The organism is Pseudarcicella hirudinis, from assembly GCF_900115665.1.
Taxonomy (GTDB): domain Bacteria; phylum Bacteroidota; class Bacteroidia; order Cytophagales; family Spirosomataceae; genus Pseudarcicella; species Pseudarcicella hirudinis.
Genome location: NZ_FOXH01000004.1, coordinates 153,973 through 167,787, shown reverse-complemented (window position 1 = coordinate 167,787; position 13,815 = coordinate 153,973). Strand labels below are relative to the sequence as shown.

13 protein-coding genes are annotated in these 13,815 nt (G+C 39.2%); 6 read left to right on the top strand and 7 right to left on the bottom strand.

Annotation, left to right across the window (positions count from 1 at the left end; genetic code table 11):
• Positions 1-7: 7 nt before the first annotated feature.
• The 4 genes from BM179_RS08785 to arfB form a co-directional block, all read right to left on the bottom strand.
• Positions 8-2,272: a peptidylprolyl isomerase gene (locus tag BM179_RS08785; protein ID WP_177219342.1), complete on the bottom strand. Its 2,265-nt coding sequence runs from the start codon at positions 2,270-2,272 to the stop codon at positions 8-10.
• Positions 2,273-2,638: 366 nt separating this feature from the next.
• Complete coding sequence (locus BM179_RS08780) at positions 2,639-3,358, bottom strand: hypothetical protein (protein WP_143095184.1); 720 nt, start codon at positions 3,356-3,358, stop codon at positions 2,639-2,641.
• A 19-nt stretch (positions 3,359-3,377) separates the two neighbouring features.
• Entirely contained in the window at positions 3,378-4,439 is a 1,062-nt protein-coding gene (locus BM179_RS08775; protein WP_092015414.1) for an agmatine deiminase family protein, read from the bottom strand.
• Positions 4,440-4,549: 110 nt separating this feature from the next.
• On the bottom strand, positions 4,550-4,975 hold the full coding sequence (gene arfB, locus BM179_RS08770) for an alternative ribosome rescue aminoacyl-tRNA hydrolase ArfB (protein ID WP_092015411.1): 426 nt from the start codon (positions 4,973-4,975) through the stop codon (positions 4,550-4,552).
• Between the two features lie 106 nt (positions 4,976-5,081).
• Here arfB and dinB point away from each other — a divergent pair, with 106 nt between their 5' ends.
• Positions 5,082-6,146 carry a DNA polymerase IV gene (gene dinB / locus BM179_RS08765; RefSeq protein WP_092015408.1) on the top strand — a complete coding sequence of 355 codons (1,065 nt, stop codon included), beginning with the start codon at positions 5,082-5,084 and terminating at the stop codon, positions 6,144-6,146.
• On the opposite strand, the gene BM179_RS08760 is transcribed toward dinB, so the two are convergent.
• The 3 genes from BM179_RS08760 to BM179_RS08750 form a co-directional block, all read right to left on the bottom strand.
• Entirely contained in the window at positions 6,143-6,910 is a 768-nt protein-coding gene (locus tag BM179_RS08760; protein WP_092015405.1) for a type III pantothenate kinase, read from the bottom strand. The genes dinB and BM179_RS08760 overlap by 4 nt on opposite strands.
• Before the next feature lie 27 nt (positions 6,911-6,937).
• Positions 6,938-8,968, bottom strand: a complete 2,031-nt coding sequence (gene nadE / locus BM179_RS08755; protein WP_092015402.1) for an NAD(+) synthase — start codon at positions 8,966-8,968, stop codon at positions 6,938-6,940.
• 168 nt (positions 8,969-9,136) lie between these two features.
• Positions 9,137-9,868, bottom strand: coding sequence for an LOG family protein (locus BM179_RS08750; protein ID WP_092015399.1), 732 nt, complete (start codon positions 9,866-9,868; stop codon positions 9,137-9,139).
• 278 nt (positions 9,869-10,146) lie between these two features.
• Between BM179_RS08750 and rpiB the strand changes: the two genes are divergently transcribed.
• The 5 genes from rpiB to BM179_RS08725 all read left to right on the top strand — a co-directional run bounded on the left by rpiB (position 10,147) and on the right by BM179_RS08725 (position 13,804).
• Complete coding sequence (rpiB, locus tag BM179_RS08745; protein ID WP_092015396.1) at positions 10,147-10,581, top strand: ribose 5-phosphate isomerase B; 435 nt, start codon at positions 10,147-10,149, stop codon at positions 10,579-10,581.
• 215 nt (positions 10,582-10,796) lie between these two features.
• Positions 10,797-11,366 carry a dihydrofolate reductase family protein gene (locus tag BM179_RS08740; protein WP_092015393.1) on the top strand — a complete coding sequence of 190 codons (570 nt, stop codon included), beginning with the start codon at positions 10,797-10,799 and terminating at the stop codon, positions 11,364-11,366.
• 200 nt (positions 11,367-11,566) lie between these two features.
• A complete protein-coding gene (locus BM179_RS08735; RefSeq protein WP_092015390.1) occupies positions 11,567-12,130 on the top strand; it encodes a dihydrofolate reductase family protein in 564 nt (187 codons plus the stop codon).
• A 39-nt stretch (positions 12,131-12,169) separates the two neighbouring features.
• The gene (locus tag BM179_RS08730; protein WP_092015387.1) at positions 12,170-12,520 is read left to right on the top strand and encodes a YciI family protein; all 351 of its coding nucleotides are present in this window, start codon (positions 12,170-12,172) and stop codon (positions 12,518-12,520) included.
• 42 nt (positions 12,521-12,562) lie between these two features.
• A complete protein-coding gene (locus BM179_RS08725; RefSeq protein WP_092015384.1) occupies positions 12,563-13,804 on the top strand; it encodes an RNA polymerase sigma factor in 1,242 nt (413 codons plus the stop codon).
• Positions 13,805-13,815 lie beyond the last annotated feature (11 nt).

Below are 13,815 nucleotides of genomic sequence, written 5' to 3'. Positions count from 1 at the left end.
AATGTTATTAATTTATAATTTTCCGGACTTCCTCCTCATTAATCTGTACAGGATATTGCTGGCGCAGCTGATTAATCCAGTTTGCCTCAAGGTTTTTCTGCATGTCATTAATTACTGTTCCGCGCGCCTCTGTGAATGTTTTTGCACGGGCTTCTTCTACTTTTCTGACATCAATCCAGACGCTTCGGCCTTTGTGATCGAAAGACTGCTGACCAATGGCCCAGGTGGCTTCATCTGTATATTCATTTTCTCCTTTTTTGAAGAACTTCTCCTCTGCTGTCAGGCTTCCCGGTTTGATGGCATTGAAACGTTTTACTACATCTTCCATAGAGTCTGACATGAATTTTACAGAAACTCTTTGGTTTTTCGTCTTATCTGTTTTTGAAGCATTTTTGTAATTTCCTTCGTCTTTTTCGATAATTCTGGTTGCCTGAATACCTTTGTTAATGAGGTAATTAACAATATTTCTGGCACGGTCAGCAGAGATATTGCTTTTTTCATCTGCATCGCTATGCCCGGAGATCTCAACACTGTAGTCAATGTTTTTGGTCATTACCACTACTAATTCATAAAGTGCTTTTTTGGTTTCTTCAGAAATTCCGGCATCATCTTTCGGAAAATGAACATCCGGGAAACGGCGGTTCAGGGGATAAGGTGATTTGGCCAGCACTAATTTCGCCTGTTCTAAAGTGGGCTTACGGTCGCTGGTGATTACCTTGGCAAGAATACGGTTGGTATATTGATATTCTCCGGAATGTTCTTTGAAGTATTTGTATTGGTTCAGAGAATCAAGTGATTTGGCAATCACATTGTCTTCCATTACATTCAGGTAAAGAATTCCTTCCCGGTATTCCTGAATCTGGTCTTTAAAATCCGGTCTTTTTACTTCCAGGTTTTGTTCTTCGTAATTAATGTTCTGATTTTCAGCGAATAAATTGTACCAGTCTTTTGAGGAATAAAGCGGTACACTTCCTGAAATGCGCTGATATTTTTTTTGTTCGGCCAATACGTAATTATAAAATTCTTTTACGGTAGAAGGCTTCTGATTGATCGTAAACAAGGTTTTGGCAAGGAATTCTTCATTTCCGCTACGGTCTTTTGTGAAATTATCCAATGCTTCCTGTCTTACGGATTCAAACTCGATAAAATTGTTTTCTTTTTTGAGTCTTTTTACCAAAGTTGATTTGGCAATACCACTTCTGTTGGGATCAGCCAGCACTTTCTGTCTGATGAAAGAAGCCATTTCTTCAAACTTCATGAAAGCTTTTTTATCAATCAGTCTGAAAATATGCCAACCCAGAACAGTTTGAACAGGAGCAGAGTAATCTCCGTTGTTTCTTAAGTTGAAAACCACGTCAGCCAGTGCATCTTCCAGGTCAGAAGCAAAATACCAGCGTTTAAGTTCTCCGCCTCTGGATTTAGAATTTACATCATCTGAATAAACCCGGCAGACGCCCTCGAATGATTCCCCTTCTTTCAGGTACTTATAAGCTTCATCAATTTTCTTTTTGGCAGCTTCCTTTTCGGCTTCGGTAGCTTTAGGGCCTGCGGAAATCAGAATGTAAGCCAGCCGAACTTTTCCGCGATTGGTACGACGGTCGTTTACCTTAACAAGATGATATCCTGCATCGGTGCGAAAAGGCATTGAAACTTCACCTTTAGGAGTGAGATAGCAGGCATTTTCAAAGGCATAAGTGTATTTAAGACTTGAAATATAGCCAAGATTTCCACCTTTTCCGGCGGTTTGAGTGTCCTGAGAATTTTCTTTGGCGATCTGTTCAAAAGTTTCCCCTCTGATGATTCTCATCCTTAAAGTTTTGATCTGGTCATAAGCTGCCATCGTATCCGCAGGACTGGCATTTTTAGGTACTTTAATCAGAATCTGGGAAACGTTAACTTCCTCACGCATACGTTCATATGCTTCTGCCACAAGTTTGTCGATCGTAGCCTTGTCTGTCAGGAAAGGAAGAGCCAATTCTTTTTTGTAAGTATTAAGTTCCTCCCGAAAGGCCAGTGTAGTATCTTTCCCTGCCCGTTCGGCAGCGAAGATTTTCAGCTTGAAATTAACAAAGTTTGTAAGGAAATCCTTTTGATTATTTTTATTGACACTATCACTCTGTACCAGTTTACGGTAAGATTGTGAAAGTTCTTCTGAAGAAATGGCTCTGTTCCCGATTTTTACGGCGAAAGGTTCTGTTTGTGCCTTTATTTGAAATACTGAAGCAATTAAAAAGACAGTAAACAAAACTAATTTTACTATAACTTTAAGCATCTTGGGCATTTTTTGTGTATTAGTGTCAGGGTCAAACTCAGTTCATCAACGCATAGATGTATCCAAATTTATCTCTCCCAGCAACCCACAACGATGGTTAATTCTACGGAAAATCATTCCAAATTAACCTGCATTAACTAATCAGACTATAAGAAATATTCCTGAACAGGTTTTTACATTGGGTAAAATCCCTGTTAATTGTTCTGCAAAGGGGCTTGAGATTAAAACTGATTTAACGGTCAAGTTATTGCATATAATTTCAAAAATACAAAGAAAATGCGTGAAAACCTCATTAGGATGACATACTTAATGCGTTCATAATCTGCTTTTCATCTTTTATGTAAGTGAAAAAACAACAGATTTATGTTAGTTTTTCTGTGGTAACAAACTGATTTTTAGCAGATAAGCTAAGTCGTAATGATACGTGTTTACAAAAGTCTTTCCTCCTTTAAAGGTAAGCGGAATACTGTAAAGCGTTTGACCTTTTTTCAGGTCTTCCTGAGTCAAAGTAAATGTATTTTGTCCTAAAACATCATCCTTATCAAAGTGATCAATTATTTTCAGGCCTGTACCTGTCGCTTTCAAACCCAGCAAAATAAGTGACAAGGGAGTATCCATACTTCCCAGTTCAATCAATGTAGCGGGAATCTGTGCTAAACCTCCCAACTCATTGATCTGAGCAACAGTCTTTTTGGCTTTCTCGTAATTATCCACTTCTACAAGCACGACGGAAGTCAGCAGTTTACTTTTTTCAGGAATGATAATTTCGATTGGCTTGAATTCGTTTTCAGTAATTAATTGCTTTTTCTTCACTTTTTGAACACCCCATGAACCATTGACTGTTTGTGTAACAAGGTTATTTTCATTTACCACAGTCATGGAATAAGCGAGTGTAAGTTCATCTGCAAAACTCAGGTCTTCCTGCAGGTCTGTTGCCTGAAGAGATTTAACCTGCATTTGAGCGGTTTTGATGAGATTAATTTTTTCGCTCTGCTGGTTACTTACCGACGTTTGAGCTGTTTTACAGGAAAACAACCCAAACGTCAGAAATAATGCAGGAAGAACTTTGAAAATGATTTTTTTCATACGGAATAAACCGAAAGTATTAAACACTGGGTTCTTGTTGGCTAAGGCAATGAAAACTACCCTGTCCCCAAATGATATCAGTAGAATCCAGACCGATTACTGGTCTGTCTTTGAAGATTTGGGATAAAGTATCCAATGCCAGATCATCATTTTTACATTGGAAGGTAGGTACAAGTACTCCGGCGTTACAAATCAGGAAATTGGCATAGGAAGCCGGGCCTCTGAAATCATCGATAATAACAGGTTCCGGCATATTAATTTCAACAATGTTCAACTGTTTGCCATTCAAAAGGCGCATTCCTTTCAGCAATTGAAGGTTTTCCTCCAGAATTTCATGGTTGTCATCCGCTTTATCCGGTTCAACCATTGTAATAACAGTATCTTCATTGACAAAACGAACAGTATCATCGATATGTCCGTCCGTATCATCTCCGACAATTCCGTCGTTCACCCAAAGAATCTGTTCTGCACCATAAAAATCAAACAGATATTGCTCTATCTGTGCCTGCGTAAGATGTGGATTTCTGTTTTCATTTAACAGACATTCTCTGCTGGTAAGTATAGTTCCTGCCCCGTTAAATTCTACAGAACCACCTTCCATAATGATACCGGGCGTTACCGTTTTCAGTCCACGATATGCTGCAATTTTTGAAGACAGACGATTATCATCATCAAACGGAGGATATTTTCCACCCCAGGCGTTGTAACCCCAGTCGACAATCATTCTTTCCTTTGTTTCCGGGTTAATCAGAAAGGCCGGACCATGATCACGACACCAGGCATCGTTAGTCGGATTTACCAGAATTTCTATCTGGTTGAAATCAATATCATATTTTGGTAATTCATTTAAAATGAATGACTTCAGTGTTTCATTGTTAACATTCAGCCCAACTTTTTCGCCTTTTGAGATAGCTTTAATCAGCTGAAAGTACTGAGGGTACATTTTTGCCAGCTTATCTCCCTGCCATGAAGCATCATTGTGAGGAAAAGTAAGCCAGGTTGCTGCATGCGGATGCCATTCCGGCGGAAAAAAGAAACCCTGTGATTTAGGAGTAGCTATGTTTGAGTTATTGTTAGACATTTTTATGAAAATTAAGCTGCGAAATTACAAAAAATATGGTTGAGAGCAGGAGACTTTGCTGAATTTTGCCCGGGATGTAAGGGAATATAAAAATGAAAAATGCTTGTATTTTAGTCGGAATCCGAAAACCTTTCACTTCTGAGACTCTTTTTCCGGGCATCCTTTTTCTTAGTTTCCAGGCGTTTAGTAATGGAAGAAAGTGTGGGTTCTGTAGCTTTTCGTTTTTTAGGCTCTGTAAGATTTTTTTTCAGAATCTCCTTGAATTTTCTGATTGCCAGCGTCTTGTTTTTCAACTGGGTTCTTTCTTCCTGCGCAATAACAATTAACTCTCCGGCCGCATTGATTTGTTTTTTCAGACGTTCGGATAATCTGTTTTTCTGAGCTTCATCCAATAGATTTGACTCAGATATATTGAAACGTAATTCTACTTTTGTGGCAACTTTATTAACATTTTGCCCTCCGGGGCCTCCACTGGTCGTTGCTTTAAATTGAAGTTCAGTACTGAACTCCTGATTTAATAATTCTGTTAAATTCATTAATTAAATCTGATTTTATAGGTTTGTGATAGTTTGGTCTGCAAAAATCCGTAAAAAAATGCAGATTTGTTTGTTATTAAAGTAAAATCATTGAAAAACAGCCGTTTTGATCAGAAAGATTATTCATATTGACATGGATGCATTTTATGCTTCCGTTGAGCAGAGAGATAACCCCGAACTTCGGGGAAAACCTATTGCTGTCGGAGGTTCTGAAAGGGGCGTTGTTGCGGCAGCAAGTTACGAAGCCCGTAAATTTGGAGTACGTTCGGCAATGCCTTCCAAAACGGCTTTAAGGAAATGTCCTCAACTGATTTTCGTAAAACCCCATTTTGAGAACTACAGGGCTGTTTCGTATCAGATCCGAGAGATTTTTCTGGAATATACCCCGCTAGTAGAACCTCTCTCGCTGGATGAAGCTTATCTGGATGTTACGGAAAATCTTAAAGGCATGTCGTCGGCGACAGAAATTGCCCGTGAGATTAAAGCCAGAATTAAAGAGAAAACCCAGTTAAATGCCTCAGCTGGGGTTTCGTATAACAAGTTTCTGGCAAAACTTGCTTCAGATTATAAGAAACCGGACGGACTTTTTGTAATTAAACCAAATCAGGGAGAAGCATTTGTAGAATCTTTACCTGTAAATCTCTTTCATGGCGTCGGGAGGGTTACAGCCGAAAAAATGAACAAAATGGGCATTTTCAATGGAGCTGATCTTAAAGAAAAGGACGAAGCATTTTTGAAAAAACATTTTGGGAAAATCGGAGGATATTATTACAACATTGCCAGAGCCATTGATAACCGGATTGTTAATCCGGAGCGATCCCGAAAATCTGTCGGTTCAGAAAATACTTTTTTCAGAGACCTTGAAACAAGAGCAGAGCTTGAAAGTGGTTTAGAACCTATTATCAGAGATGTCTGGAAATACTGTGCCAAAACACATATTTATGGGAGAACAATTACGCTGAAAGTGAAGTTTCTGGATTTTCATACGATTACCAGAAGTAAATCGGCACTTTCTCCTATCATGGATAAAGATTTTTTTGAAAGAATCTCATTCGAATTGCTGGAACAGATTTATCCGCTGCCTAAGGGCGTAAGGTTACTCGGAATCTCTTTATCGAACCTGGAAAGTACCGATGATATGATCGGGAAACAGCTTACCCTGGCATTTTAGCTTTCCGTTATTTCAGAAATGATTTTTAATCCGTTTAACGTGAGTGATTTATCCACTTCGTCAAACTCCGACTGTAATGGCGTAAGGATAGAGGAAAGTCCTCCGGTTGCCAGAATTTTACAATCTTCACCTACTTCTTTTCTGATCTGCTGAATCATTTCTTTGACCATTCCTACATATCCCCATAAAATTCCTGCCTGAATTGCATGGACGGTGTTTTTCCCAATGGCAGAATCCGGCATTACCAGAGGTACTTCCGGTAACTGAGCAGTGTTTGAAAACAAGGATTTTACGGCAGTTTTTAACCCCGGAGCAATTGAAACCCCTAAGATTTTCCCTTCAGCGGAGATTACGGTAAATGTTAAAGCTGTTCCGAAATCTACGATTACACAATTCTTACGATAAGTATAGTAAGCATAGGTGGCATTGGCGACGAGGTCGGTTCCTATTTCATAAGGACTGAGAATTTCCATTTTCAGAGAGGGGTAAATCTCCGGGCCAACCATAACCGGTGAAATTCCGAACATTTCTTCCACCATCATTTTCAGTACCATTTTCATATCGGGTACAACGCAGCTGATGATACTTTTACTGATTTCGCTGATTTTCAGAGAGTTTTCCAGAAAACGCAAACGCAGATATGCTTCAAAGTCAGCAGGGCGACCTGATAATGAAGAAGAAACCCGAAATTGATGAATCCATGATTTACCGTCATGGATTCCAAAAACTACATCAGTATTGCCGATATCTATGGCTAGAAGCATGTTTATTTTTTATCTTTTGTCTGATTCTCAAAACCCTATTTTACTTTTTCTTCCTTTTCCTTTGGCATTTTCTGCATAATCCCGCATTTCTTCCAGTTCTTTCTCAAAACCTCCTGAAAGAATCGGAAATCTGCACCAGCTTCGCGGATCCAGATTATGATCGTCCACATGGAAACTTGGAGCATAACGCTCTCTTTTCCACTGGTTTCTACTCCATAACTTAAAGAATCTTTCTATAGAAAGTATCAGCTTTTCTCTGCTGTAAATACCGGCAAAATGTAATTCCATGAAAATCAGGCACTCTTTAGGCGATTTTTTGTCGCGAATAGCCGCATTTTCTATTTCGTTCAGCAAATCATAGGGCATAAGGTCTTCTTCATCAACCTGTTTAGCTTCCAGAGGCCGTAATTCGGCAGTTGGCTGTAAGCTATTGACACCGTTCAATCCTTTTATTGTTACTTCTCCTCCTAATCCGGTATTTTCCAGCCAGCGTAACCAGTGGCGCAGAAAATGCTTATCTATTCCGGCAATCGGTGATATAGAACCGGAAGTATCACCATCCATCGTAGCATAGCCTACCGCTGCTTCAGAGCGATTTGAAGTAGAAAGCAATAAGGCATTTTCAACATTGGTCAGCAGCCATGCACTTGGGCTTCTTACCCTCGCCTGAATGTTTTGCAGCGCAATATCGTCAGTTTCCCAATCTAAATCACGGCCAATAGCTTTTTGAATAAGTGCTTTATATTCTTCTACGATATTATTGATATCAATGTCGTAAAAAGTAGTATTCAGGTCGTTTGCCAGCGAGGCAGCAGAGTTTCTGGTATCAGAAGAGCTGTTCTGCGTACCCTGATAAATGTTGGTAATCAGTTTGTTGCTCAATTCCTGAACAGTCTGGCAGTCCTGGATTTTTTTGATATAACTCAGTTTTTTCTTAAACCCTTCTATGCCTAACTCTCTGACGGCCATTTCAATAGCCAGATAACAAAGTGCAGTAATGGCAGAAGAGTCAGCCCCTCCGGAAAGAGAAATTACCCAACCCTGTGAGCGGGATTTGCGGAGATAATCAAATAAAGCCAGAGATACTGCCCGTGCAAATTCCTCTTCTTTCTGGAATCCTATATGTAAAGGGCTGCTTGTTTCCCATGATTCCAGTTCATAAACATTTTTAACCGGAGTAATTTCGGGAAAAGAATATAGAAAACTTACCGTATTGGTTGAGCTTCTGAAAGTCAGCCTGTTCTGAATCTGCTCCAGACGTAGTTTGTTCAAATCAATTACTGCTGTTGTCAGGTAATAATCCTTATAACTGAAACGGGTACCTGAAACCAGAATTTCACCAGCCTGAGCGATCATGGTATCTCCGTCGAATATGATTCTTCCGGCTTCGTTACCTAATAGATTTACATAGAGATAAGCTGCTCCGAAAGCACGTGAGCCGTCCTGTACAAAACGCTCACGCGTATAGGTTTTCAGAAAGGCAAAATGAGAAGCTGAAGGATTCAGAATAATATCTATGCCTTGCTGGTACAAATCTCTTCCGGGACGATTGGCGATCCAGGCATCTTCACAGATTTCAAAACCAATTTTTACACCATCTGCTTCAAAGATAATATCCCCGACCGGGTAAGAAAATTCTCCGATTTTGAGTTCAGTTCTTTCCCCGGCAGGCCAGGGTTGAAACCAGCGTGTTTCATAATGTACACCATTATTTGCCAGGTTTTTCTTGCAAACAAAACCCCTGATTTGTTTATTAGCTATCAGACAAGCCGCATTGTAAACACGGTTGTTAATCATAAGAGGTAAACCTACCGAAACAATGATACCTGAAGTGTGATTGACAATGTCTTCCAGCATTTCAAGTGCTGTTTCGCAGGTACCGGGCGCAAAAAACATATCTTCACAGCCGTATCCGGAAATTGATAATTCCGGCAGGCAAAGAAGACTTATATCCTGCTCAATGGCTTCCTCAATACAACCTATAATATTCTGCTTGTTTGTTTCCCAGGCTAATGGAGTCTGATTGACGACCCCGCCTGCAACTTTAATTAGATTCATGCAAAAGTAATTTTGAATGATTAAATGCCCCGACTGAGAGAACAGGCTTTAACTGTTTAAAAAAAGAACAGTTTTTTCAGGCATTTAAGTTTAGCTTTTTTCAAAAAAAAGAGGCAGAAAACACTTGAAATATGTTCTCTGCCTCAAAGGTAATATCTTTCCTTATGATTAGAAATTTGGCTTCAATAAATACTTGGCATAAAAGTCGTCGATTACTTTTACGGCATCTGTTGGGTTATCCACTAAAGAAATGAGGTTTAAATCATCTGCTTTGATGTTGCCCGCTGAAACCATTGTGCTTTTTACCCAGTCGAAAAGCCCACCCCAGTATTCTTTTCCTACCAAAACCACCGGAAAACGACCGATTTTTCTGGTTTGAATTAAGGTTAAGGCTTCAAACATTTCATCAAGAGTTCCGAAACCGCCGGGCATGATGACAAATCCCTGTGAATATTTGATAAACATTACTTTACGAACAAAGAAATAGTCAAAGTCTATGCTTTTATCCTTATCAATGTAATCATTTGGTTTCTGTTCGAAGGGTAATTCTATATTTAAACCAACGGATTTACCGCCCTGCAATTTTGCACCCTTATTTCCGGCCTCCATAATTCCGGGCCCGCCTCCGGTGATAACACCATAACCATGACGTACTAACTTTGCGGCAATTTCTTCCGCCATTTTATAAAAAGGATTGTCCGGTAATGTACGGGCTGAACCAAAAATAGAGACACAAGGTCCGATTTTTGCCATTTTATCAATTCCCTCTACAAACTCAGACATTACTTTGAACACTCTCCACGATTCTTCTGAATGAATTTCTGACCAGGTGTGGTCAACAAAAGCTTTTTTAATTTTGTCTTCTTCTGTCAATAACTTTTCAAATTCTCTCTCTGTCATAGTTTTCTAAATTTAATCCGGCCAAAAAAGCGTTTTTTATTTAAAATTGTTTTTTTAGCTTTTACATTTGTGATAAAGTACCAATTCCAAGTAACATAATTTTCGTGATATTTGTTGCATATTCATGTAAAATATGCACGGAGAAGCTGAAAGATTTATAGCTTTTCCGACTCAGATTATTGATTTTCAGTAGTTGGTTTATTCAGGCAGGTTTATGAACCATAGGCCTTTAGGCGTTAAAATTATTGTGTAGTTTTGTTTAATAAATCCTTGAAATAATGAGTAAGAAGATTGCCATAGGAGGTGACCATGCCGGTTTCCCTTATAAACAGCCGATTATTGATTTTTTAATAAGTGAAGGTTATGAAGTGGAAGATTTCGGGACCTATAGCTTAGATTCTGTAGATTATCCTGATTTTGCTCATCCTGTAGCGAGTTCGGTAGAGGAAAGTAAGTCGGAACGTGGAATTTTGATTTGCGGAAGTGCAAATGGCGTAGCTATTACTGCCAATAAGCATCAGGGAATCAGGGCCGGTTTAGCCTGGAATACTGAAGTAGCTTCCTTGGTTCGCCAGCATAATAATGCCAATATCATCTGTTTACCTGCCAGATTTATCAGCATAGAAACAGCAATTGAATGTGTGAAAGTATTTTTAAATACACCTTTTGAGGGTGGCCGTCATCAGGACAGAGTCAATAAAATTACCTGTTAGTATTGAAAGAATTTATTTCCCGAAGGCTTGTTTCAGTTTGCTGGAACAAGCCTTTTTTGATGGATATTACTAAAGAACATTGTCTGAAATACCTCCCGTATAATTTTCGCAATTCCCCCTGATATTGTCGTGTTTACCACCGCTTTGTTTATTTTACTTTTGACATCTTTGGAATAAAGACAAACGACTCTTTACGACAAAATCCGAAAAAGAACATGAGAAAAATAATTCTGTCTGAGCTTATAACCGTAGATGGTGTAATAGAAGCTCCAGGAGGTGAACCCGACTTTAAATACAGCGGCTGGAGTGGAGAATATTTTAATGAGGAATACCTGAGCTATAAATTAGACGAAGTTTTTGAAGTGGGAGCCTTATTACTCGGACGTATTACTTATCAGAGTTTTGCGGCGGCCTGGCCTTCGAGAAATGATGAAATGGGTTTTGCGGATCGCATGAACAGCTTGCCGAAATTTGTCGTTTCCAGTACATTGGAAAAGCTGGACTGGAGCAATTCGACTTTAATAAAAGAGGATGTTATTGAAAGAATCCGGGAGCTTAAAACACAATCGGGAGAGGATATTTTAATGATAGGAAGCGGACGATTAGCTCAGACATTAATGGCACATGATCTGATAGATGAATACAGACTTATGATTCATCCTACTATTCTCGGAACGGGCAGGCAATTATACAATAACATTGGAGCAAGGAAAAAATTAAGACTTATCGAAGCAAAAACATTCAGAACTGGAGTGGTGGTACTGGTTTACCATCCGGTAAGCTAAAACCATATTATCAATTGACATGTTTTATTACTAAATTGATTCCGGTAAAAGTTTATGAATGAGTTGATATTCCGTGATTTAGTCTGGTAGTAATAAAACAGAGATGCAATTTTTTATATTTTTTTATGACCATGTCCAATTGCTGAAATCTCATTTGTTATGAGGGTATAAATCAAACATTCACATTTAAATCCAATGACATGAGAAAGTTAACCGTATTCAATTTCGTAACAATGAATGGCTTTTTTGCCGGACCTGGCGGAGATATCAGCTGGCATAAAGATAATGATCCGGAAAAAAATGAGTACGCCGAAGAAGGTATCGAATCAAAAAATACCCTTATTTTCGGACGTGTAACATATGAGATGATGGCAGGTTTCTGGCCTTCGGCAGATGCACTTAAATATGCTCCGGTTATGGCTAAAGGAATGAACGCCGCGGACAAAATTGTTTTTTCGAAAACCCTGGAAAAGGCAGACTGGAATAATACCCGGCTGGTGAACGGAGATATGGTGGAAGAAATAAAGAAAATGAAGCAGATGGAGGGAAAAGATATGACCATATTGGGTAGCGGAAGTATTATAAGCCAGTTAACAGATGAAGGCTTGATCGATGAGTACCAAATTATGCTTGATCCGGTTGCGATTGGAGAAGGAACACCGCTATTCAAAAACATCAGAAATCAGTTGGATTTAAAATTGACAGATACAAAAATCTTTAAAAGCGGAGTTATTCTTCTTAGTTACGAACCAATTAGAAAATAAATTTCATATACAGGTATCAATAATTAAAACAGAAGCAAAATGGATGAATTCTTAGTATTAATGCGCCTGGATATTCTGACCAAAGAGGCTCAGCCTTCTCCCGAACAATTGCAGGTGTATATGAAACAGTATCATGACTGGGTTGGCGGTATTGCTGCTCAGAACAAATTTGTAGGTGGAAAAGGTTTGTCAACAGAAGGGAAAGTAATCAAATCCAACATAGTAACTGACGGACCGTATGCTGAAATTAAGGAATCAATTGCCGGGTTCATTATCATAAAGGCAACAGACTTTGACGATGCTCTTAAAATGGCTGAAACCTGCCCCATTTTGCAGGGAGAAGGCAATAGTGTGGAGCTCAGAAAGGTGGTATCTGTCCATAATAGTTAAGGAGATTAAGGCCTCTGTACTCTTGCAGAGGCATTTTTATATATGAATCAGGGGGAGCTAATACCGCATTTATTCAGGACGGAGTACAGAAAAATTGTTTCAGTACTTTGTAAGCGCTTTGGTTTTGATCAGATAGAAACTGCTGAAGATATTGCCAGCGACACCTTCCTGACGGCGGCGCAGACCTGGGGTTTGGAAGGTGTTCCTCAGAATCCTCCGGCCTGGCTTTATAATGTAGCAAAGAATAAAGCTAAAAATTACCTCCAGCGTGACGCAGTTTTTGAAAGTAAAATTGTCCCTGAAATCAGGAATACTTCTTCTGAAATTGATGAAAGAGAAATCGATTTATCCCCTCAGAATATCAATGATAGCCAGTTACAGATGATGTTTGCTATTTGCCATCCTTCTATTTCAGCTGAAGCTCAGATAGGATTGTCACTCAGGATCCTCTGTGGTTTTGGTATTGAAGAGATTGCCGATGCTTTTCTGACCAGTAAAGAGACGATTAACAAGCGATTATTCAGGGCCAAAGAGAAACTCAGAGAGGGGAAAATCAGCATAGAACTCCCGGATTTATCGGAAACAGATGATCGGCTTGCAACTGTATTAACCACAATTTACCTGCTTTTTAATGAAGGATATTATTCTGTAAGTCAGAATAGTACCCTGCGCAAAGACCTTTGTCTTGAAGCCATGAGATTATGTTATATGCTCGTTGAAAATAAGAGTACAAACATGCCTCAGGTGAATGCCCTGCTTTCGCTTATGTGTTTCCATGCCTCAAGATTCGAGGCTCGTCTGAACAAAAAAGGAGAGCTTATTCTGTATGAAGAACAGGATGTGAATCTCTGGAATACGGACCTGATCAGTAAAGGGGGATATTTTCTGAATTGTGCAGCATGCGGAGATAAAATCTCGAAATATCACCTGGAAGCGGGTATTGCCTATTGGCATACTCAAAAAGACAGTACCAGAGAAAAATGGGAGAATATATTACAGCTTTATAACCGCCTCCTGCAAATAGAATACTCGCCTATCGCAGCGCTTAACAGAACATTTGCTCTTTCAAAAGCGAATGGAAAAGAAGAGGCAATTGTGGAAGCTGAAAAACTGAATTTAACCGATAATCATTTCTATTTTACCCTTTTAGGGGAACTTTATATTGATTTAAACCCTGGAAAGGCAATTTCCTGTTTTGAAAAAGCCCTAGCATTGGCCAGGTCGGAAACTGATAAAATGGCCCTTTTCAGGAAAATAGAGACTTGCAGACAGAATAAAGAATAATACAATGTTTA

Bases quoted from the DNA above. Each gene is read 5' to 3' on its own strand.
- nadE (WP_092015402.1), bottom strand. From the start codon at position 8,968: ATGAATCTAATTAAAGTTGCAGGCGGGGTCGTCAATCAGACTCCATTA.
- BM179_RS08725 (WP_092015384.1), top strand. From the start codon at position 12,563: ATGAATCAGGGGGAGCTAATACCGCATTTATTCAGGACGGAGTACAGA.
- BM179_RS08760 (WP_092015405.1), bottom strand. From the start codon at position 6,910: ATGCTTCTAGCCATAGATATCGGCAATACTGATGTAGTTTTTGGAATC.
- arfB (WP_092015411.1), bottom strand. From the start codon at position 4,975: ATGAATTTAACAGAATTATTAAATCAGGAGTTCAGTACTGAACTTCAA.
- rpiB (WP_092015396.1), top strand. From the start codon at position 10,147: ATGAGTAAGAAGATTGCCATAGGAGGTGACCATGCCGGTTTCCCTTAT.
- BM179_RS08775 (WP_092015414.1), bottom strand. From the start codon at position 4,439: ATGTCTAACAATAACTCAAACATAGCTACTCCTAAATCACAGGGTTTC.
- BM179_RS08780 (WP_143095184.1), bottom strand. From the start codon at position 3,358: ATGAAAAAAATCATTTTCAAAGTTCTTCCTGCATTATTTCTGACGTTT.
- BM179_RS08740 (WP_092015393.1), top strand. From the start codon at position 10,797: ATGAGAAAAATAATTCTGTCTGAGCTTATAACCGTAGATGGTGTAATA.
- BM179_RS08785 (WP_177219342.1), bottom strand. From the start codon at position 2,272: ATGCTTAAAGTTATAGTAAAATTAGTTTTGTTTACTGTCTTTTTAATT.
- BM179_RS08735 (WP_092015390.1), top strand. From the start codon at position 11,567: ATGAGAAAGTTAACCGTATTCAATTTCGTAACAATGAATGGCTTTTTT.
- BM179_RS08730 (WP_092015387.1), top strand. From the start codon at position 12,170: ATGGATGAATTCTTAGTATTAATGCGCCTGGATATTCTGACCAAAGAG.
- BM179_RS08750 (WP_092015399.1), bottom strand. From the start codon at position 9,868: ATGACAGAGAGAGAATTTGAAAAGTTATTGACAGAAGAAGACAAAATT.